This is a genomic window from Coleofasciculus chthonoplastes PCC 7420 (assembly GCF_000155555.1).
GTDB classification, from domain to species: domain Bacteria; phylum Cyanobacteriota; class Cyanobacteriia; order Cyanobacteriales; family Coleofasciculaceae; genus Coleofasciculus; species Coleofasciculus chthonoplastes_A.
Window position 1 is genome coordinate 32452 of sequence record NZ_DS989871.1, and the last position, 21549, is coordinate 54000.

Genomic DNA, 21549 nt, shown 5'->3' on the forward strand with positions numbered 1-21549 from the left:
TATAACTTTAACTTTCCCACCCGAATCGCGAGGGGCTACCCCTTCAACGAAGTAAGGGGTAGGGGGATAGCGGAAAATGCGAGGGGTCAATCCCCGAAGTATTTTCAATCTCTCTCTTTCTATCCCATGAGGTGGTATAGTTTAGCCATGAAACAAGTTCTCACAATAGTTGTAAAGCTCCAGCCCTCTCCTGAACAAGTTGCCTTCTTAGAGGCAACTCTTCAGGCGTTTGCGGACGCTTGTAACTACGTGAACGAAAACACAAACCCTAAGCTGACCAACAAAATTGCTATCCAGTCCTTAGTCTACCAAACCATCAAGAAAAAATTCAATCTGGTGGCTAACATGGCAGTTAGGGCTTGTGCGCGTGTAGCTGCTAATCGCAAGGTAGCCAAGCAGAAAGGTAAACCTGTTAAAAGATTTGCCCCAAGCAGCATGGACTGTGACAAAGACTTGTTTCGCTTCCGAGAACAAGACTGGACGGTAAGCCTTGCTACCGTTCACGGCAGAGAGCGAATTGAGCTGAAGTCCGGGAATTACCAAAGGGGAAAACTCAAAGGGAGAAACCCTACTTCTGCTCAACTGTGTAAGCATCGCGATGGTCAGTTCTACCTGCACATCCAAATTAAAGACGAAGCTCCCGACTCATCCGTGAAAGACTTGGTGATAGGTATCGACTTGGGACGCCGAGACATTGCAGTTACATCAGAGGGCAAAAAGTGGGACGGTTTGCACATTCAGTCAGTACGAGATAAGTTTTATCAAGTTAGGGCGTCTCTCCAGAAAAAAGCCTCGAAAGGCACGAGGACGACTCGGCGCAGATGTCGAGAAGTCTTGAAACGGCTGTCGGGACGGGAAAGACGCTACCAGCAATGGCTTAATCACAACATCTCCAAATCAGTGGTCAGACGAGCAGTTGAGTATAGTGCCTCTATTGCTATAGAAGACCTTACGGGAATTAGGGAGAGAACCAACGAGCAACCCAGAAGCAAGACGGAACGTAGACGCTCAAATTCATGGGCATTCTACCAACTGCGAATGTTCATTGAGTACAAAGCGCTTGGGGCAGGTGTTCAGGTTATCCCTATCTCCCCTCGCTACACCTCCCAAATGTGTCACAATTGCCTACACATTCACCCGGTAAAAGGAAAGTCTTACCGTAGTGGCAAGACTTTCAGGTGTGGGCATTGTGGTTGGCATGGAGATGCCGACTTTAATGGAGCCAATAATATTGCACTTGTGGGGCTGTCTATAAACCAGCCTGGAGGCACGGGGTTATCGTGCAAGCTAAGCCGAACTATTAAGTATGTTCAGCGTTCGACTGAGCGCTCACGCCGAAGTCTTAGCTTGTTCGATGACTGAGCGGGCTACTAAAAACCCAGACCTCAGCTCTTAGCAGGTCTGGGTAGTTTATCTAATTGGATTTCATCCTTCAGAGTGTTGGGATCAACTAGAAACGTGTTTTACTCTCAGAGAAGCTGTGGGACTGTTAAACTTGACGGGAATTGCCGTACAGGTAAACCGATTCCGAAAGTCAGGATTCAGTCACCCGTACAGCAGTTGGGTAGTGGTTGCGAGAAAAGTTATTGTGAAAGTTGATACGAAACCGTCAATTCAATTGGTTGAAGATGCCACCCAAGAACTCATAGATTGGGCAGCTACCATTGAACATTCAGACGCCACCTATTTTGAAAAAGCTCAAGCCATAGCCGGACGCTTGGGGGCGCATTACCGTCCCGATGGGTTAACCGAAATTGGCTTCTGGACACCCCGGTTATTGGCGCAGGTGATGCGGAAGATGGAAATCTATCTGGAAGTCTTAACCCCCCTTGAGCCGATTGATTGTCGGGCGGTTGAGCAAACCGTCTCCTTTCGTCGCGATCGCCTATTCTTGAAACAAGAAGGGGAATACCATTGGGGTGTGGTTGCTGGAATGCGCCCCGGAAACCGTGAGCAGATGGGATCATTCTACTGGCTGCGCTTTGTCGATCAGCAAGGGAACCTACAAGCGATTCGGGATACGATTCCCTATTCCATGCCTTATGGGGTGTTTGGACCGGCGGAACTGTATGATATGGCAAGCTTACAGCAAAAACGAGCCGATCTGGATTACTTCAAAGCCACCAGCGTCCGATCTGATCCCCTAACGCTTCCGCGTGTGCCAGCCCCCCGGAACATTTTACAGCTTCATATTGGCACCGCCTCTCAGGAGGGAACGGTTGAGGGATTAACCCGTATTTATCGCCAAATTGCTAGTAAATTAGCCGGCAATCTTCCCTTAACCCCAGCCGAAGAAAACTATGTGGGGTACGACTCGGTTCAGCTATTACCCATAGAACCCACGATTGAGTACCGAGACGAATACAGTCCAGAAAGTGAATTTTTTGTCTGTACGGCTGAAGAGGGAGATGATCTGCAAATTAAACTGACTAAACCCCATACCCAGGATTGGGGTTATGACGTGCCAATTTTGGGATCGAGTGCTACAAATGCAGCGCTTTTGGGTAGCTTGCGTCCTGATGAATTGGTAGACTTTATCGCCACCCTGCATAATTTTCCCACCGGTCCAATTCAAATTATCTATGACCTGGTGTATGGTCATGCAGATAACCAATCGGAGTTACTCCTGCATCGCCAGTTCCTCAAAGGTCCGAATATGTACGGTCAAGACTTGAACCATCAGTTACCGACGGTACGGGCAATGTTTTTGGAAATGCAGCGGCGTAAAATTAACACGGGCGCTGATGGGGTACGGATTGATGGGGGTCAAGATTTCCGCTTCTTTAATCCTCTGTCTGGACTGGTGGAATATGATGATGCCTATCTACTGGCGATGAGTGATGTGGTTCAGGATATTGAAGGGCATCAACGACTCTTATTCACCATTTTTGAAGATGGTCGTCCGTGGCCTGCTGAAGGATGGGAAGATATTTCGACGTACCGGGAATTAATTCACCTGAAACCGGAATCGTTCCAATGGGGACCCCTGATTTTTGCCCATAATACCCCAGCCTTACAAAAGTTTTGGGATCGCAAATGGCGACGGGTTTGTGAGGTGATCTTTGAAGGAGATCATTGGATCACGGGTTGTGGTAATCATGATACCGTGCGCCGAGGTAATCAAATTCCGCTAGATGCCCAGATTAATTGGAATTTAGGCAGTACGCTGCCAGAGGTGTTAAATAATGCTTATGATAACCCGGCGGTGACGCTGTGGGTGTATGGGTTCAGTCCCGGATTGCCCATGGACTTTATCAATGCGACAATGCACGCCCCGTGGATGTTTTTCCGCAATACCGATGAACGCTATGGGGTCAAGGTGGTTTCTGAGGAAATTGGGTTCTTGGATTGGCAAGTGACGCCCGAACTCTACGACGCACCGGAAAGTTTCAGTCGGTTGAAGTCCTTGGGATTTAGTCAGCTAGAGGAATTGCGGGAGTTTGGCAGGGCGCTGCAAGTTGCCATGACTGAAAAGGACTACAATCTCGCCGAAGTGGTTCAGGCTTGCCAGTTCTGTTTGGGAGACAATACGGATCAGTGTGATATTGAGCCGCTGAAAAAGTTGAATAAGCCAGAAATGGTGAATTTCTTGAAAGGGTTGACCCTTGAAAAGCTCAAGTCATTCGCGTTGATGTTCATGGAAGACTGTTACGAACTGTGTAATGTCTCTCACTATGAGGACAAGCTTGATGCAGCAAGAACAGAGTATAACCTGAGCTTGCGTCGTTTCCGCCATGCTCATCCCTGGTTAGGTCACAATTTAGCTGGAATTGATCGATTCAATAAAATCAGTGATGAGGAACGGACGGTATATTACGGGGTTCGCAGTAATCCTGATGATCATGATCAACAAATCGCCATAGTCGCGCACATGGGGGGAGAACCGATAAAGGTTACTGTGGGAGACTGGTTGCAATTGGATATGAACGAATGGCAAGTCGCGATCGCGTCTCCGGGTTTGGATGGTGGCGATCGCTTGGCAGATTTACGCTGCTTTGAGTTAGCCGATTCTCAAGCGGTGCTGTTAAAGCGAGTGGCTAAACCTGAATAGTCTCAGGTTTTGGACATATTTATCGTAGGGACACGATATATTGTGTCCCTACTCTATTTTGTTGCAAATTGTAAAATGACCATGATACACTCTATGGAAATCATAAATTTCCTTGTGGGTATTCATCAACAATCCCTATTCCCTGGCGCGTAGCGCTATATAAGTTATTCCTTTGGGTAACCGTAATTTGTTAATCGAGAACACTATTTCATGCAAATAACCAATCAAATTCACGTTCGTAACCTCAAAGGAGATATTTTTGGCGGGTTGACGGCGGCTGTTGTTGCCTTACCCATGGCATTAGCCTTCGGAATCGCTTCGGGCGCTGGTGCGGCGGCGGGGTTGTGGGGGGCAATATTAGTTGGATTTTTTGCCGCTTTATTTGGGGGTACACCGAGCCTTATCTCTGAACCAACCGGTCCAATGACGGTTATTTTAACCGCTGTAATTGCTGGACTTCAAGCGAATAATCCGGACAATTATCTCGCCCTGGCATTTACTGTGGTGATGATGGCAGGAGTCTTTCAAATTATCTTTGGGGTATTACGATTGGGGCGATATATTACGATGTTGCCCTATAACGTTATTTCCGGATTTATGACCGGAATTGGCGTGATTCTAATTTTTCTGCAACTGGCTCCTTTTTTGGGACAAGAAACCCCACCAGGGGGTGTCTTGGGTGTAATCCAAAATCTGCCTACTTTAATCACAAATATCGATCCTTGGGAAACAATTTTAGGAGCCATCACCTTAGCGATTCTGTTCTTTTACCCGTCCCAATTTAAAAAAGTGATGCCGCCTCAATTGGTGGCTTTAGTGATTGGGACAGCCATTTCGCTGATTTTCTTTAGTGGTGTTGAGATTCGCACAATTGGCACGATTGGAGAAATTACACCGGGTTTGCCTGAGCTACAAATGCCTGCTTTTACACCCGGAAATGCGCGGTTAATGTTCGTTAATGCAATTGTGTTGGCGACAGTAGGTTCTATCGATTGCCTATTAACCTGTCTCGTGTCCGAAAGTCTAACTCGACAAGACTGCAAGTCCAACAAAGAGTTAGTTGGTCAAGGTGTTGCTAATTTAATTACGGGTCTATGTGGTGGGATCGCCGGGTCTGGAGCAACAACAGCGACGGTGGTGAATATCCAAGCGGGTGGACGCACGGCGTTATCGGGTATTTGCCGTGCTTTAGTGCTTTTCATCGTGGTGTTGTGGGCGGCTCCTTTAACCTCTGTTATTCCCCTCGCTGTCTTAGCTGGAATTGTTTTAAAAGTTGGGATGAATATCATTGATTGGGGCTTTCTCAAGCGGGTTCACAAAATCTCTTGGAAAGCAGCAGGGATTGTCTATGGTGTGGTACTGCTAACGGTGTTTGTGGATTTAATGATCGCTGTAGCCGTTGGGGTATTTATCGCGAATATATTAACCATCGAAAACCTATCAAAACTACAATCAAATGCAGTTAAAGCGATTACTGATGCGGATGATCAGATTGTTCTCACTGATGAGGAAAAGCACATTTTAGATGTGGCGAATGGGCGAGTTTTACTGTTCCATCTAAGTGGACCGATGATTTTTGGTGTCGCCAAAGCTATTTCCAGAGAACACAACGCCATTGTCAATTATGATGTTTTGATCGTCGATTTAGGTGAAGTTCCTATCCTGGGCGTAACGTCTTCCTTGGCGATCGAAAATGCGATTCAAGAGGCGATCGATGAAGGACGAGAGGTGATTGTTGTTGGCGCAACTGGGAAGATAAAGAGTCGGTTAGAAAAGTTAGGCATTGCTGGTTTAATTCCCGGACATCACTGGATGGGCGATCGCTTGACAGCACTGCAAGAAGGTTTAGCGATCGTTCGTGAAAAACAAGGCTTCAGCTATGAGGAAAAGGGAGACCAGTTCACCAGTTCTCAGGCTTAAGAGTTTGTAGTTTTTTTGCGCTTTAGCGCTTTTAGATTAAGCTGTCATGCATTTAAATTGGGTATTAGTAGCGAGCAAGATGCAAAGCCTGCGGCATGGCTTCGCTTAACGCACTACAAGGATTGCGCCCTTATTGACATTACGGTTTAAATGCCGAACAGCTTAGACTGGTCAATAAACATGGAGTCACCCATCATCTTGCTACAAAACCCGCCCGACTCCACCCTTTCACCCCGACATTTTTAAGGTGCGATCGCGGTTAACAATCAAATGAGTTTTGTGATCAGGTTTCAGGTGAATCGGAACATCTGATATCGGGACAGAAAATCCAATGTAGGGGCGGGTTTAGGGACAAAATTAATGGAGTCACCCATCATCTTTCTACAAAACCCGCCCGACTCCACCTTTCACCCCGACATTTTAAAGGTGCGATCGCGGTTAACAATCAAATGAGTTTTGTTATCGGGTTTCAGGTTAATCGGAAAATCTGATATCGGGACAGAAAATCCAATGTAGGGGCGGGTTTAGGGATAAAATTAATGGAGTCACCCATTATCTTTCGACAAAACCCGCCCGACTCCACCTTTCACCCCGACATTTTAAAGGTGCGATCGCGGTTAACAATCAGGTGAGCTTTGTGATCAGGTTTCAGGTTAATCTAAAAATCTGATATCGGGACAGAAAATCCAATGTAGGGGCGGGTTTAGGGATAAAATTAATGGAGCCACCCATCATCTTTCGACAAAACCCGCCCTGATCCACCCTTTCACCGCGACATTTTTAAGTGCGATCGCGGTTAACAATCAGGTGAGCTTTGTGATCAGGTTTCAGGTTAATCTAAAAATCTGATATCGGGACAGAAAATCCAATGTAGGGGCGGGTTTAGGGATAAAATTAATGGAGTCACCCATTATCTTTCTACAAAACCCGCCCGACTCCACCTTTCACCCCGGCATTTTTGAGTGCGATCGCGGTTAGCAATCAGATGGGTTTTGTTATCGGGTTTCCGGTTAATCGGAACATCTGATATCGGGACAGAAAATCCAATGTAGGGGCGGGTTTAGGGATAAAATTAATGGAGCCACCCATCATCTTTCGACAAAACCCGCCCGACTCCACCTTTCACCCCGACATTTTAAAGGTGCGATCGCGGTTAACAATCAGGTGAGCTTTGTGATCAGGTTTCAGGTTAATCTAAAAATCTGATATCGGGACAGAAAATCCAATGTAGGGGCGGGTTTAGGGACAAAATTAATGGAGTCACCCATCATCTTTGGACAAAACCCGCCCGACTCAACCCTTTCACCCCGACATTTTAAAGGTGCGATCGCGGTTAACAATCCGGTGGGTTTTGTTGTCCAATTTGCAATTAATTAATTGATTGTCTGGCGATGGGGGAATGGGCGGGTTTTGTTGTTCCATTATCGGTGACTAGCTGGATTGATTCCCTAAACCCGCCCCTACATCTAACTTTTTGGACTTTGGACAAACAAATTAATTCCGGGAGGTTGGAGGACTAAGGATCATTAGCTGATCGCCTCCGTCACTTTCATACATCATCACAACAGGTGGACTTAATGTGCGATCGCGTTTATCGGGCAAAGCTGGAAAGATGTAAAAATAACCGTCGCGATCAATGAGTAAACGCCAGACTCTTGGGGTTTCGGGATTGCTGGTATCGGTGAGTTCTTTACCCAGAAGCCGTTGATATAAATCTTGATCGCCGATAATCCGGAAACCGGACGGATTAACCAGAGGATTGTCCAGTTTACGTCCCAGGGACACGGTGTTATCTGGAGCAACAACGGTGATAATCGGTAGGGTCGAGGTTTCGTTAACCGCATCTATCCAAGCATCGGTATCGGCTTGCCATTGGGCTAACCAAAATAGTGCCGTTAATGCCCATAATACAATCACAATTTCAACAGTGAGAGAGCCTAAAAATTGCAGCGAATTAAACTGAGTTGAACTAAAGTTAACCAAGGATTGTATCCCTTGGGATAGCCATGCATTGGGGTGTTGTCTGGCGTAATTGAGAAGAGGCGATCGCACTCTTTTGGTGAGCGTGGTGAGACTTGCCATCACCGGATGTTGAATCAGCCAGAGGGTGAGGTGAATCGCCGTAGCCGTGAGAATAAGCGCGATCGCGGTTCGGATAATGGCGAAGGGAGAACCAAACAGGGCTTGGAATGGGGAGCATCCCGTTTTGGACAAAGCATTACCTAAAGTAACGCAATTGCAAGGGTTTCAGCCCCATTTGAAGAGCCAACGTGCCAAATTGGGATGCTCCCTTGGAATGCAGCGATATAGAAGGATTCAAAGGGTAAGTTGAGGGTGGAAACCTCAAGATTGAAAAAGCTAAAATAAGCCCAACGGTATGTCCAACCCGTAAAGTACAATCCCGCACCGAGTAAAACGACGAGACTGGTAACTTTGCCTAATAGGTTGGGTTCGTTAGGATCAGGAGGAGTGGAAACCACAGACTTTTTCACAGCGCTATTCAATTCAATCATATTACGGGGTTTTAGGAGTATCACCAAAGCGATGAAAACAGCACTGAACATCATTACCTTGACTCTACTGGTTTCAAGTCCTGGAGTCATCGGGTATGCTGAAACCACGATGAGCAAACCCAGAGAGATTGCTCAAGCCAGTAACCAGCAAGCCCAATCGTTACCCGTGGCGTTACCAGACGATGCTTTGGTGTGGCCAAAATCCGGGAGTTCGATCATTGGTCAATTGACGGCGCTGAGTGAACAGGGGTTAACGATTTCTAAGAATAATTTCTCGCAAACCTTATCCCTGAGTGAAGTGAACCGGATAGAATTTCAGGGGGATGTGTGGATTCGCGATCGACAGGGGCGAAGAGTGAGAAAGTTTCGCTCAGAAGACTCCTCTAAAACGAAACAGGAAGTTTGGCAAGGAGTGCCGATTCGGGCGTTTCAACTGCAAAACCCAGAAACAGCGAGTCTCAGGTTAGGGACTGTTTTAAGCCGTGAGGATTTACAAGATATTCTCTCGATTTCTAAAGATAGTGTCTATATCGTGGATGCGATTGAATTTGACTCGTCGGGGCAAATGATGACGATAAAGGCAACGCCAATTGACCGTTAGACTATAGAAGGTTGGGTGCTATGCGGCAAATTTTATCGGGTGTTTTAGCCATCAGTATAGGCTTGGTTCCTGTAACTGTGCCATTGATGGTTCAACAGAGTTGGGCGCAAACACAGGATTTACAGGCAGAATGGGAGGCGCTTTTAGACCAAGCTGATCAGCATACAGAACGATGGCAATATGAACAGGCAATAGAAACCCTCCAGCAAGCCTTAGACTTAGCACGAAAACTGAAAAATAAACAGCAAGAAGCCTTAGTATTGCATGACATTGGTTTTAATTATTATCGACTTGCTCAGTACCAGCAATCCTTAGATTATTACAATCAAGCCTTGTCCATTCGCCAGGAAGTTGCTGACAAATCTGGGGAAGCTACTACTCTCAACAATATCGGTGAGATCTACATTATCATCGGATCAACCCAAAAGGCGTTAGAATACCTTAATCAAGCTCTGCCCCTTAGCCAAGAAGTGGAAGACCACTCTGAGGAAGCTAATATTCTTGCTAACATTGGCAGAGTCTATTTTATCATTGGGCAAACTCAAAAGGCTTTAGACTACTACAACCAAGCCCTGCCCCTTAGTCAAGAAGCAGAAGACGGCTCTGAGGAAGCTAACATTCTCAATAATATCGGTAGAATCTACAATTTCATCGGGCAAAGCCAAAAGGCGTTAGAATACCTCAACCAAGCCCTGCCCATTAGCAAAGAAGCAGAAGACGGCTCTGAGGAAGCTAATATTCTCAATAATATGGGCAAGATTTACAAAGACATCAGACAACCAGAAAAGGCATTAGAATACTACAATCAAGCCTTACTCATTAGCCGGGAATTAGGTTATCGCTCTGGGGAAGCAACTACTCTCAATAATATTGCTGAAATTTACTATAGTATTGGGCAACCGAAAAAAGCTTTAGTATACTCCAATAAAGCTTTAACTATTCATCAGGAAGTAAATAACCGTTACGGGGAAGCCGCCGCTCTCAATAGTATTGGTCAGATCTACACCAAAATCGGGCAATCAGAAAAAGCTTTAAAATATTTAAGCCAAACTTTAACTATTCATCAAGAAGTGGGTTATCGCTCTGGGGAAGCCGTCGCTCTCAATAGTATTGGTCAAGTCTACACCAAAATCGGGCAATCAGAAAAAGCTTTAAAATATTTAAATCAAGCTTTAACTATTCATCAGGAAGTGGGTTATCGCTCTGGAGAAGCCGCCGCTCTCAATAATATCGGTCAGGTCTACATCAACATCGGGCAATCAGAAAAAGCTTTAAAATATTTAAATCAAGCTTTAACTATTCATCAGGAAGTAGATAACCCTTATGGGGAATCCGCCGCTCTCAATAATATTGGTTTAACTTACCGTAATATCGGACAACAAAAAAAAGCTTTAAAATATTTAAATCAAGCTTTACCCATCATTCGGGAAGTGCATAACCGCCCCATGGAAGCTACCGTTCTCAATAATATTGGTCTTGTATACGGTGACCTTTGGCAACCAAAAAAGGCATTAATATACTACAACCGAGCTTTACCCATCATTCAGGAAGTGAATAACCGATCCATGGAAGCCAATATTCTCAATAATATCGGTGCAGTCTACAATAATATCAGACAACGCCAAGAGGCATTAAATTACTATAACCAAGCCTTACAAATTAGCCGGGAAGTAAGCTATCGCTCCTTGGAAGCTACAACTCTTAATAATATCGGTGTAGTCTACCATGACATTGGACAACACCCACAGGCATTAGAATACTACAACCAAGCCTTACCTATTATTCGGGAAGTGAACAACCGCTCCTTGGAAGCCACAACTCTCAATAATATCGGTTTGGCTCACCTTAATATAGGGGAACCACAGCAAGCGATTGTGAATTTCAAACAAGCTGTTACCATTACCTTAGAATTACGTGGAGGTTTACAACGAGAAAATCGAAAGTCATTTTTACAAAGTAACCGAGGTTCTGCAATTGCTCTCACTAACCTCTTGATTGAGCAAAATCAACCTGAACAAGCTTTTGAATGGCTCAATCGTTACAGCACCGCCGAACTTGCTGATTACACGCGCCTAATTGATGCTCAAGTGAGTAATAGCCAAGCCCAACAAGCCCTTGAGCGGTGGAATCAAAAAAATCAACAATTAGAAGTCCTCCATCAGCAATTACAAAACCAATTTTCTGAGGAACTTTCCCGCCACTTTCGTCAATTGGAAGCAGAGGTAAACCAAGAAGCTGAAGAAATCTCGCGTCAGTATCCGGAAGTTGCCGAACTCCTAGAAATCACTCCTGATGATATTGATAAACTTCAAGCTAGTATCCCTGATGGTACAGTAGTTATTCAGCCGATGCTGCTGAATAATAGAAGATATTTTTCCAATAGCATCGCTATTTTTATCCTAACCAAAGACCAACCTATCACGGTTAAAAAACTTCCCGTAGATCCGGATGAACTAGATAAATTAATCACTGACTACCGAGAGATATTGCAAAACCGTTTTGCAATCGGCTTCCGCGACAAAGGTACTGAACTATACGACTTATTAATTCGTCCTATTGAAGACCAAATCCAGGCATTATCGCCTAACCAACTTGCCATCATCGCCACAGGTAAACTGCGTTATATTCCCTTTGAAACTCTTTACAACCGAGACACAGGCAAATTCTTAATTGAAGACTATCCGATCAATTATTTCACTCGCTTAAGTGTCAATTCCCTGCAATTAAGAGACACCGGAAATTCTCCATCTTTACAGCGTGGGGCGTTAGGATTAGGGAATCCCATCCCGGAAGAACCCTATAATTTACCCGGTGCGGAAGCCGAAATCAAAATTCTGCCCAACCTCCTACCTGGAAGTGAAATCTATCTGGGTAATGACGCCACTGTCGAAAGATTCAAATACCACGCCTCTCGCTTTCCAGTTATTCACCTTGCCACTCACGGCTGTTTTGAAGCTGAGGGTTGTTGTCTAGGAGAAAAAGAAGACTGTGATGGTGTGCGTCGTATCGATATGGAACCCAACACTCTCCTATTTGCCGATGAACCCTTCAACATCGCCAATGCTGCACGATTAGGCATGAAAGATACAGAACTTCTTGTCCTCAGCGCTTGTCAAACTGCTTTGCAAGAAGAATCAGACGGGCGAGAAATTGCAGGTATTGCCTACTTATTTGAACGGGCAGGTGCTAAAGCAGTGATGGCAAGTTTGTGGAATGCTGAGGATGACACAACATCGGAAATTATGACCCAGTTTTATCAAAATCTCAACCAAGGGATGAGTAAAGGCGAAGCCCTGCGTCAGGCAAAACTTGAACAGGTTGATCGTCATCCCTTCTATTGGTCTCCATTTATTTTAATTGGTAATGCCCAATAAGTTAAGTGGGTTCGTAGTGAGAGCTTTAGCTCTCTCCAGCTAGGCGTTAAAGCACTAAAGTGCTTACTACAAACAAAGTCCTATTTTAATCCGGTCACGCCACTACTGGACTGACCAAGCTAAAATTGTGGAATAGATTTAACGTTTAAACTGGGCGCAAGCCTTGCGCCCCTACAATTCTAATCCACCAATTAAGGTGAGTCACGCCTACGCTTGTCCATCAACCAGCCTCTTTAATCCTTCTCCTTTTAGCCCACTGCATAATCAGTCATTTCACGCATGAAAGGAGGATGAAACCCTAGGACAATATCTTGTTTTGGCACACCCAAATCGACTAATTCTGCCGCAATATCATGCTCCGTTGAATTGTAAAAAATCCAGATTTTCTCATTCCGAATATCCAGATGCATTAAACAATGATGCACCCAGCGCCTATGGTGCCAACCTAGATGCACAATTTGATAGTGATTGCGCTGCGTATCAAAAATCGTCTCTACCTCAAACTCACCATAAGCTGGCTTAACTTCTGCATAATCCATCAACAATTGCTGCACAATTTGCTGATATTTGATTACTTTATCCGTTAGTTCTGCCATTGTACAACTTCCTCCACGTCAACATTGTAAACCATCAATTTTACCGCATTTTCTTGCAGCATTGATGCGGGAAAATCAATTTTAAAGAAGCTGTTATAGGTTAGATCTGGCACAGCTAGATAGAGAATGCGCTCAGGTTCTTCACGACGCAATGCCGCCCGATAGTTAATAAACTGACCCAGCGCTGTATGAAACTCTGAAATTGCCGATGCACTAGCTAAAAAACTTTTGACTTCAACCGCAATTTTTTCATCGCCTCGCTCCGCAGCCAGTAATCTTTCTGTCCCCAAATCAATTTCCATCTCTACTCCACCGACTTTAATTCTAAGCGGATCATGAGTCACATTCCATCCATCCTTAATAAGAGCTGTTTTAACAACTTGATGAAAACGATCCTTAGCCACAACAGACGAGCCGAATATAAAGGTGTAATTCAAATCTATCACACCAAGTTGTCTCGTGTGATCTGGCGTAGCACACCTAATTTAGTGGATTTAGGATTGTAGGGGCGCATGGCGTGCGCCCATCAAACAGTCGGCTATCAACTGTCAAATTTATCCCAACTTTTTAGCTGTGTCAGTTCAGATCCAGAAGATCGCCCCAGCCCACGACACTGCTCCTGATCGCGAATCGGGAAATCTGCTATTTTTAGCAGAAATGACAAATTTATTGCACCGAAGAACTATTCATCCTTCATCGCTCTCCCACAACAGCATAGAGTTACAGCGATTGTGACGTGTTACATCCCTAGAACCCCTACCTACCCCAGAGGTTATCTGCTACCAAGCAGAATGAGTAAGGGCACGGCAATGCCGTGCCCCTACTGGTAACGAACTATCTAGATCATCTAAGCTAGGATTACTATAGTAACATTTGCGGCAAAAACCAAATGAAAGGTAACTTAGCATCCAAGCCGATTCAATATCCTATTTCTTATCCTCAGGGGAATGATGACTGGGATTTGTCAGTTTATAACCGTAATGGTCAACGAATTCTCGATATTGAAGTTAAACCTAAACTCAATACATCGCCAGACTGGGCAGCACAATTCCGCCGCAATATTCTCGCACACGGAACGTTTTACAAAGCCCCCTATTTCCTGATGGTTTTTCTCGATCGCTTCTACTTATGGACGGGTGCTGATGCCCAATCCGATCAGAGCCAACCTACTTACTCGATTGATGCACGCCCTATTATTCAATCGTACTATGAAAAAGCTGGAATCACGGCTAAACAAATCAGTCGTCAGAGTTTAGAATTGATTATTGAATCATGGCTTTTGCCAGTAATGCATTCTGATAAATTCCCTGTAGAGATTGATGAATCTCAACAATGGTTAGTTGATTCAGGGCTATATGAAGCCATCGCTGGGGGTAAGTTTGATTATGAGGTTATGGCGTGAATGTCTATGTAGAAACTAACTTTGTCCTGGAATTAGCCTTCCAGCAAGAAGAGTTTGAAAGCTGTGAACAAATTTTGCAACGTTGTGAAGCCAAACGGATACAACTGGTCATACCTGCCTATAGTTTGGCTGAACCCCATGAAAAATTAATTCGTCAAGAAAACAGCCGTAAGAAGCTTGAACAAGATCTTGTCAAGGAGTTAAATCAACTTAAACGTACAAAATCATATCATAGTCGTATTAGCAACATTGAAGACATTCCTATGTTGCTGATGCAGATTAATGAAGAGGAGAAACAGCGTTTTGTACAGTATCGAGAACGACTCTTGAAAAGTGCATACATTATTTCACTGACTGCCGCTATTCTCAGCGATGCAGCAAACTATGAAGTTTATTACGGCTTGGAACCGCAAGATGCTATCGTTTATGCATCAGTTATTAGCCATCTGCGGCAGTATCAACCCCAAGTCTCATGTTTCCTCAACCGGAACACAAGAGATTTTGATGATCCTGATATTAGTAATGAAGTGAATCAATTCAATTGCCGGATGATCTGGAAATTCGATCAGGGTTATAATTTTATTCAATCACAACTGTCCTCATAAAGATTAGCTGTTGACTTGTATGAGCAATAGTCATGAATGTATTTAAAATTGGTCATTCTAATCACACCATTGAGGCGTTTATCGCGCTCATCGAGTAACACGGGGTTACAGCCATTGCAGACGTGCGATCGCATCCCTACAGAGAAAAGCCGTAAAAATAATAGTAAATTTATAGTTAATACATCACATCTCAAACACGGTTGATGAATACATTTCGCGTTGGTATTGCAGGGCCCGTGGGTTCCGGAAAAACCGCTTTATTGGATGCTTTGTGTAAGGCAATGCGGGCATCCTATCAAATCGCTGTCGTCACCAATGACATTTACACCCAGGAAGATGCCCAGTTTCTGGTAAACTCTCAAGCATTAGAGCGCGATCGCATCCGGGGTGTGGAAACGGGAGGTTGTCCCCATACGGCGATTCGGGAGGATGCATCCCTGAATTTAGCCGCAATTGAAGAGTTAGAACAGAAGTTCACCCCCTTAGATTTAGTCTTCTTAGAAAGTGGAGGGGATAACCTAGCCGCCACTTTTAGCCCAGAACTCGTTGATTTGACCCTTTACGTGATAGATGTCGCCGCCGGTGACAAGATTCCCCGCAAAGGCGGACCCGGAATCACCAAATCGGATTTATTGGTGATTAATAAAATAGACCTAGCGCCAATGGTTGGGGCTGATTTGGGTGTTATGGAACGAGACGCCAAAAAGATGCGAGGTGATAAGCCATTTGTATTTACGAATTTAAAGACTCAGGACGGATTAGCAACCGTGATTGATTTTATCAAGCTCCAGATGGGGGTGTCTTGACAAAGGCGGTTTAATTTGCTAATAAATCCGGTGAGAGAACCGGAGATAAAAACATTCAGTAGTTAGCCTGTCTTTATCCTACCCTCATCTATTGCCTGTTAATGGTGACGAATGATACTTGATTAGATTTTATGTAGGGTGGGCAAGACTGTTCAAGGATAGAATAAGCTTTTCTACGAGCGGGTAATTGCTCAGAATTAACTTTACTCCTTACTGGCAAATTAATTCCTAAAGTATTTTCTTGCGTATTTTTACCAGGTTCCTCTTAATTTAGTGAGTAAAATATCCGAAAATATTCCCTATTACTCTCGAATCGACAAAGCTAAACTGAGACAAAGTTTAGGCTGAAGTCAATGTTAAGTGATTTAGAACTCTGGTTATCCTTAAACGCCCGACGGTATGTCGATCTTTGCCAACAACCCCAGATTGATATCGAAGACATGGCATTTTTAGAGAATTTTAGAGTTTTGCAGAGAATAGTTGTTTCTCAACGGCAGACACAGGATGCTCGATTACCCGATTGGCAGCAGCTATCAACAGAACTCAATCGATCAGCATAATTTGTAGGAGTACAACATTATCCATCCGTATCAAGTTACAGGATAGCGGAGGTGAAAGCCCCCGCGCTTTAATCGGCTGAGTGTCAATAGACGGGTATTCTAGGGGCTGCTGAATAAGTTTCCCACCTAAGAGGGATAACGTTAGCCTCAATCCAGGTTACATTTGTTTACAAAGGCAATTATAGATAACTAAAGCGGAGAATTGCACTATGACAAACCCATCAAATACACCAGCACCCGAAACCATTACCAGTCCCGAAGAACGCAATGCTTGGAAATTTGGCTTTAGCCCCCAAGCCGAAATTTGGAATGGTCGTCTAGCCATGCTAGGCTTCATTATTGCCCTATTCGTTGAATACTTTTCGGGTCAAGGAGTTCTGCACACATTAGGAATCATGTAAGCCTATTTGATGTCTCTAAGAGACAGCGTAGGGACACGATATATCCATTGGTTTGACATCTTCCTAACCCTCTCCTTGTCAAGGGGAGGGCATTCTAATGGCTTTGGTTTTCCCCCCTGGGATCGTTTATTTAGGGTTTGCTGCACAACTCCAAACCCTATTTAGTAGAGTAACCGTTAAGGGTTAACTAACAGTCCGTAAATATCTAGACAATCATTTACATAACTAGACATTTTTGATGATATAATACAGGAATGTCTAGTTTAACTCCCCAAGAAGCAGCTACTCGACTTTGTGTGACGGTCTTGCACGTTGCACCGATGGGAACTCAACGGCTGGCTGATGAGCTTCTAGGACGGCTGGTGGTCTGGAGTCGATATGATATTGTTGACTTAATTGGTACATAAGGGACTGCGTAGTCATAAGCACAAAAAAAATAGTGACCGAACTGAGGGAGGTAGCTAAAAAGCTATGACAACGATAACTTATTGCAAAGGCTTGCCAACTCCCGCCGATGAACTTAACCCCATCGGCTTCACCGACTTGGAGATGTTTTTAACGTCATTGTCTGATATATTCTATCAAGCAACAGTTGAAACCGTTAACCATTTATTAAATAAAGAAATAAAATTCAATCAATCCAGTTGGAATAGTCTTATGCAAGAGAAATACGGACTCAGTAAGCGTTATGCTAACGGAGTAATTGCATTAGCCAGAGGAAAAACCTCCTCAGCCAAAGAATGTAGAAAAAGACAGATAAAGCAATTAAAATCACGAGTTCAGTCAGGGAAAGATTGGGTAGCCAGAGCCACTAAGAAAATTAAGTTGGCTCGGAAGTTCTATGGAAAAAAGAACTGGCAATCCTCCAAAAATGGCTGCAATTTTCCCTTATCATCAAACCTCAAGACGAGAAAAACTAACTGGCATCATCTGCGTCAAGGTTTGCATCAGAAAAAGCGATATATCCACCGACTTCAAAATCAAATTAAACATCTATTGAGGGCAAAAATTAGAGTGAAGGTATCCAGAGGGTCAGTATTTATTGTTGGTTCAAAGGATGAAAGTTATGGGAATCAAACTTGTCAATGGGCTGGGGATACTATCAAGTTGACGCTTCGACTTCGCTCAGCGTCAACACCGAGCGAAGCCGAGGTGTTGAGAGTCCCGGATTGTCTAGAAGCAAAATTTGGGAAATATGTCACATCAAAAATTGGCAGCTTCTCCCGTCAGATTAATAGATTACCCAATAGTGGGGCGAAAACATGGCACTTCTATAGCAATCCTAAATTGATTGTGGCAATTTTCAAAACTGAAACCCTTGCTATACCTTGATTTCAAGCCGTCTACTTGTTGCATCCTATTTAGGATTGCTATATAGAAAGGATAATCGTTGGGTTGTCTCTGTTCAATTCACGCCCGCTGCGGTGGAGAAAGTTAGCCGAGCAATTAAGTATGGTGCCTTGGGTATCGATCTAAATCCTAGTTCTATCGGTTGGGCTTATGTTGATGGTCAAGGAAATTTAAAAGCTCAGGGAACTATTCCTTTTCAGACGGGTTTACCCAAAGGTAAACAAGATGCTCAAATTGTCGATGTTTGTTTGAAATTGGCAGCTTTAGCCAGGAATTTTGCCTGCCCCGTTCTGTGCGAAAGCTTGGATTTTTCCACCAAGAAAGCTCAATTAAGAGAGCGAACAAAAAAATATGCTAGAATGCTTTCTGCCTGGGCATACAGTCGTTTTTATCAGATTTTGTCATCGATTTTATCCAACCGAGGAATAACTATAAAGTTGTGCAATCCAGCTTACACGAGTTTGATAGGCTGTGTTAAATATAGTCGCATGTATGGACTATCATCTGATGTGGCAGCTGCCCTAGCAATTGCCAGAAGAGGAATGAATTTGAGTGAGAGATTGCCGCGCTCTGTGTCCGCCTATCTCGGAGTGAATCCGAGAAAGCACGTATGGAGCGCTCTATATCAATTTAATAATTTTATTGGTCGATGCCCTGTAGTCAATCGTAGGCACGATTACTATAGTGTCTCTAACTGGGAGCCGTTGGTTAAGGCTGATATCGAGCAACAATGCCGGGTATCAGCCAAGCGCAAGCGTTAACGGTTATCGACCAAAAGTTACACCGTGGACTTATACCAAGGCAGAATTACTGATGGGTAGGTTTGTCTAGGTTTTTAGAAGCGGTAATATCCCCGTGGTGTAATCATCCAATCTCCGTGAAGACGGGTACTTTGATTGCCAATGAGTACAGTGGTCAGCATGTCAATGGGAATATCGAGTAATTTGTCAAGTGTGGAAAGGGTGATTTTTTCATCCTCTCGATAAGCCGATCGCACGATCGCGACTGGGGTTTGGGGAGAACGGTATTGAAGTAAAATACGATGGGCGATGGTCAGTTGTTCGATGCGGGTGCGCGATCGCGGATTATATAAAGCAATGACGAAATCGGCTTGGGCGGCAGCATTCAGGCGCTTTTCAATTACATCCCAAGGCGTCAGCAGGTTACTTAAACTAATCGCACAAAAATCATGCATCAGGGGCGCACCCACGCGAGACGCCGCTGCTTGCAGGGCGGTAATTCCGGGAAAGACTTGTACCCTTGGCGTCTTCCCATCCCACCCTTGGGCTTTTAGTTCCTCCAATACTAATCCCGCCATCCCATAAATCCCACAATCCCCCGATGACACAACCGCCACCGTTAATCCCCACTGGGCTAACTCAATCGCCCGTTGCGCCCGTTGGCGTTCTTGGGTAATTGGCAGAGATTCAATAATTTGTCCAGGATGCAGAATCGGGGAAATTAAATCAATATAGAGAGAATAACCGATTACCGCATCAGCCTGCGAGAGTGCCGTTTTTGCGGCTGGTGTTATTTGGTCTAACTGTCCGGGTCCCATACCCACCAACAACAGTTGTCCAATTCTACCCGTATACTCTTGTTCCGCCACAGCAATCGCCACCGTTACCGCCCCGGGTTGATCATCTGCCCGCACAATTTGTTTTTTTACCAGTAGGTTCGTAGTCGGTACGTTAGTGTCAGAAGCGCTAAAGCGCTCACTACAAGCGCTAAAGCGCTCACTACATACTAAGGCGGCGGCTTCTGCCACACTGGGACTACCCACTGCCTGATCCACCACTGTTGATGGCGTAGGCACCGTTACCGATCGCAATACCTTCGCCGGAAAGGTTCGCAAGGGAAAATCATGGGCTTGACAAAATTCCACCAATCCCACTTCCGAGGCTTTAATATCAATCGTGGCAATTCCCGCGATCGCACTTAGGGCTAGATGATGCCGTTGACAGGTTTGAATGATCGCCGTTTCGATTAATTCTCTAGAGGTTCCCCGTTCACACCCAATCCCCACCCATAATACCCGTGGATGCCATTGCACCTTGGGTAAATCCGAGTCTGGAGAAAAGCGACGCTGAGTAAAACTAATCCAAATCCGGGCATTAATTGATTGGGAATTGGCTGAATTAACATCAACTGTCTCTTCATCAGCATCGAAAACAAAGGGATGTCCTGAGGGGAGGTGATTTTGCCACAACGTCGAACCCACCTCTTGGATGACTTCAACCCGTTCACCTTTGGCTACGGCGGCGCTGACACCCGTCCAATCTCCCTCTCCCCGTTGCCAACCGAAGGGAATACCTACCATATCGACAGCCGGTAAATTTAACCCTGTAGAACCCCCAGTTAAAATAGGAGTCGCCCCTAGTTGTAAGGCAATCATCCGCGTCAGTTGATCAGCTTTCCCTTGATGTCCACTGCATAAACTAATGACAAACTGCCCGGTTTCATCGACAACGATAACCGCTGGATCAGAGGATTTATCCTGTAAAAGTGGGGCAATAAGGCGCACTACCGCCCCCGTTGCTAATCCAAAAATAAAAGCGCGATGATTTTGCCAAAGGGAGGCGATATGGGATTTAAGAGAACCCTGATAGAACGATACTGTGGGATCATTGTTCTGTTCAGAGGTATGAAGAGACTCAGGAAGCCACAACGTCCCCCCGGCGCTATGGCACAGAGGCTGTAGGGTTTGGGCGGCGGTAGGAGTGGTTGCGATCGCCACTAGGGGATGAAAGTCTTGAAATAGTAACACAGGTCTTTATAATATCGATTTAATCATAGCAGTTAGTGGTCAAAGAAAGGACGCACATTTATTATCCATATCAACTTCAGGGTAAAACGTCCCCCTTTTTCGATCCCCCTTCCGTCCCCCTTCAGATCCCCCTCTTCCCTTATAGATCCCCCTTCCGTCCCCCTTAAAAAGGGGGAGACCAAAGGATGCTTCGCGTTTTGTTCCATGGGGAAGCCAGAGGATGCTTCGCTTTTTTTTGCACGGGGAAGCCAGCGGATGCTTCGCGTTTTGTTCCATGGGGGAGACCAGATGTTGCTTAGCTTTTTTTGCACGGGGAAGCCAAAGGATGCTTCACATTTTGTGATGCCAAAAAAACAGAAATTATTCAAAGTCCCCCTTTTTAAGGGGGATTTAGGGGGATCTAAACGTTGAGTGCTAGTCCGGTTATTGACAAATGTGGTGGTTTTCTGAGAGACTTACTTCATAATGGGAAAATGTGCCCGCCTGTAGGGTCGAATTTCATCCCTATTCAACAAAACTTCTTCTCCTCTAAGTAACTCCCCTAATTGTCCTGACTAGGAGCAAAATCTCTGAATCAGTTAAATACGCCCGGAAAACGGGATG

At 44.8% G+C, this 21549-nt stretch carries 16 protein-coding genes and 2 pseudogenes; 13 read left to right on the forward strand and 5 right to left on the reverse strand.

What is annotated here, in order from left to right; translation table 11 throughout:
* Window positions 1–147: 147 nt before the first annotated feature.
* The 4 genes from MC7420_RS30395 to MC7420_RS43600 all read left to right on the forward strand — a co-directional run bounded on the left by MC7420_RS30395 (window position 148) and on the right by MC7420_RS43600 (window position 7348).
* Complete coding sequence (locus tag MC7420_RS30395; protein WP_044210077.1) at window positions 148–1362, forward strand: RNA-guided endonuclease InsQ/TnpB family protein; 1215 nt, start codon at window positions 148–150, stop codon at window positions 1360–1362.
* 226 nt (window positions 1363–1588) lie between these two features.
* Window positions 1589–4051 carry a glucosylglycerol hydrolase gene (gene gghA / locus MC7420_RS30400; RefSeq protein ID WP_006105504.1) on the forward strand — a complete coding sequence of 821 codons (2463 nt, stop codon included), beginning with the start codon at window positions 1589–1591 and terminating at the stop codon, window positions 4049–4051.
* A gap of 210 nt (window positions 4052–4261) precedes the next feature.
* Window positions 4262–5971 carry a bicarbonate transporter BicA gene (gene bicA, locus MC7420_RS30405; protein ID WP_006105492.1) on the forward strand — a complete coding sequence of 570 codons (1710 nt, stop codon included), beginning with the start codon at window positions 4262–4264 and terminating at the stop codon, window positions 5969–5971.
* 1254 nt (window positions 5972–7225) lie between these two features.
* A complete protein-coding gene (locus tag MC7420_RS43600) occupies window positions 7226–7348 on the forward strand; it encodes a hypothetical protein (protein ID WP_006105560.1) in 123 nt (40 codons plus the stop codon).
* A 117-nt stretch (window positions 7349–7465) separates the two neighbouring features.
* On the opposite strand, the gene MC7420_RS43050 is transcribed toward MC7420_RS43600, so the two are convergent.
* Both MC7420_RS43050 and MC7420_RS40740 read right to left on the reverse strand, forming a co-directional pair.
* Complete coding sequence (locus tag MC7420_RS43050) at window positions 7466–8185, reverse strand: hypothetical protein (RefSeq protein WP_006105573.1); 720 nt, start codon at window positions 8183–8185, stop codon at window positions 7466–7468.
* 8 nt (window positions 8186–8193) lie between these two features.
* Window positions 8194–8463, reverse strand: a complete 270-nt coding sequence (locus MC7420_RS40740) for a hypothetical protein (RefSeq protein ID WP_232231818.1) — start codon at window positions 8461–8463, stop codon at window positions 8194–8196.
* A gap of 52 nt (window positions 8464–8515) precedes the next feature.
* On the opposite strand from MC7420_RS40740, the gene MC7420_RS30420 reads away from it, so the two are divergent.
* Together MC7420_RS30420 and MC7420_RS30425 are read left to right on the forward strand one after the other, a co-directional pair.
* Window positions 8516–9085, forward strand: a complete 570-nt coding sequence (locus MC7420_RS30420) for a hypothetical protein (protein WP_006105512.1) — start codon at window positions 8516–8518, stop codon at window positions 9083–9085.
* A gap of 20 nt (window positions 9086–9105) precedes the next feature.
* The gene (locus tag MC7420_RS30425; protein WP_006105543.1) at window positions 9106–12459 is read left to right on the forward strand and encodes a CHAT domain-containing protein; all 3354 of its coding nucleotides are present in this window, start codon (window positions 9106–9108) and stop codon (window positions 12457–12459) included.
* 248 nt (window positions 12460–12707) lie between these two features.
* Here MC7420_RS30425 and MC7420_RS30430 read toward each other — a convergent pair whose 3' ends face one another.
* Entirely contained in the window at window positions 12708–13055 is a 348-nt protein-coding gene (locus MC7420_RS30430) for a XisI protein (protein WP_006105589.1), read from the reverse strand.
* The gene (locus MC7420_RS30435; RefSeq protein ID WP_044210694.1) at window positions 13043–13459 is read right to left on the reverse strand and encodes an element excision factor XisH family protein; all 417 of its coding nucleotides are present in this window, start codon (window positions 13457–13459) and stop codon (window positions 13043–13045) included. The genes MC7420_RS30430 and MC7420_RS30435 overlap by 13 nt, the downstream gene beginning before the upstream one ends.
* Window positions 13460–13944: 485 nt before the next feature.
* Between MC7420_RS30435 and MC7420_RS30440 the strand changes: the two genes are divergently transcribed.
* From MC7420_RS30440 to MC7420_RS43055, 7 genes and pseudogenes are all read left to right on the forward strand, one after another.
* A complete protein-coding gene (locus MC7420_RS30440) occupies window positions 13945–14457 on the forward strand; it encodes a hypothetical protein (RefSeq protein ID WP_006105520.1) in 513 nt (170 codons plus the stop codon).
* Entirely contained in the window at window positions 14454–15062 is a 609-nt protein-coding gene (locus MC7420_RS30445; RefSeq protein WP_006105505.1) for a PIN domain-containing protein, read from the forward strand. Before MC7420_RS30440 ends, MC7420_RS30445 begins: the two co-directional genes overlap by 4 nt.
* A gap of 203 nt (window positions 15063–15265) precedes the next feature.
* Window positions 15266–15868 carry an urease accessory protein UreG gene (ureG, locus tag MC7420_RS30450; RefSeq protein ID WP_006105539.1) on the forward strand — a complete coding sequence of 201 codons (603 nt, stop codon included), beginning with the start codon at window positions 15266–15268 and terminating at the stop codon, window positions 15866–15868.
* Window positions 15869–16221: 353 nt separating this feature from the next.
* Window positions 16222–16428 (forward strand): hypothetical protein, encoded by a 207-nt coding sequence (locus tag MC7420_RS30455; RefSeq protein WP_006105544.1) that lies wholly within the window; start codon window positions 16222–16224, stop codon window positions 16426–16428.
* 209 nt (window positions 16429–16637) lie between these two features.
* A complete protein-coding gene (locus tag MC7420_RS30460; RefSeq protein ID WP_006105490.1) occupies window positions 16638–16829 on the forward strand; it encodes a chlorophyll a/b-binding protein in 192 nt (63 codons plus the stop codon).
* A gap of 254 nt (window positions 16830–17083) precedes the next feature.
* Window positions 17084–17230, forward strand: a pseudogene (locus MC7420_RS42005) (IS607 family transposase); the annotation flags it as partial.
* Between the two features lie 70 nt (window positions 17231–17300).
* Window positions 17301–18940, forward strand: a pseudogene (locus MC7420_RS43055) (hypothetical protein).
* Window positions 18941–19014: 74 nt separating this feature from the next.
* Here the strand turns inward: MC7420_RS43055 and cobJ are convergent.
* A complete protein-coding gene (gene cobJ, locus MC7420_RS30475; protein ID WP_006105588.1) occupies window positions 19015–20946 on the reverse strand; it encodes a precorrin-3B C(17)-methyltransferase in 1932 nt (643 codons plus the stop codon).
* Window positions 20947–21549 lie beyond the last annotated feature (603 nt).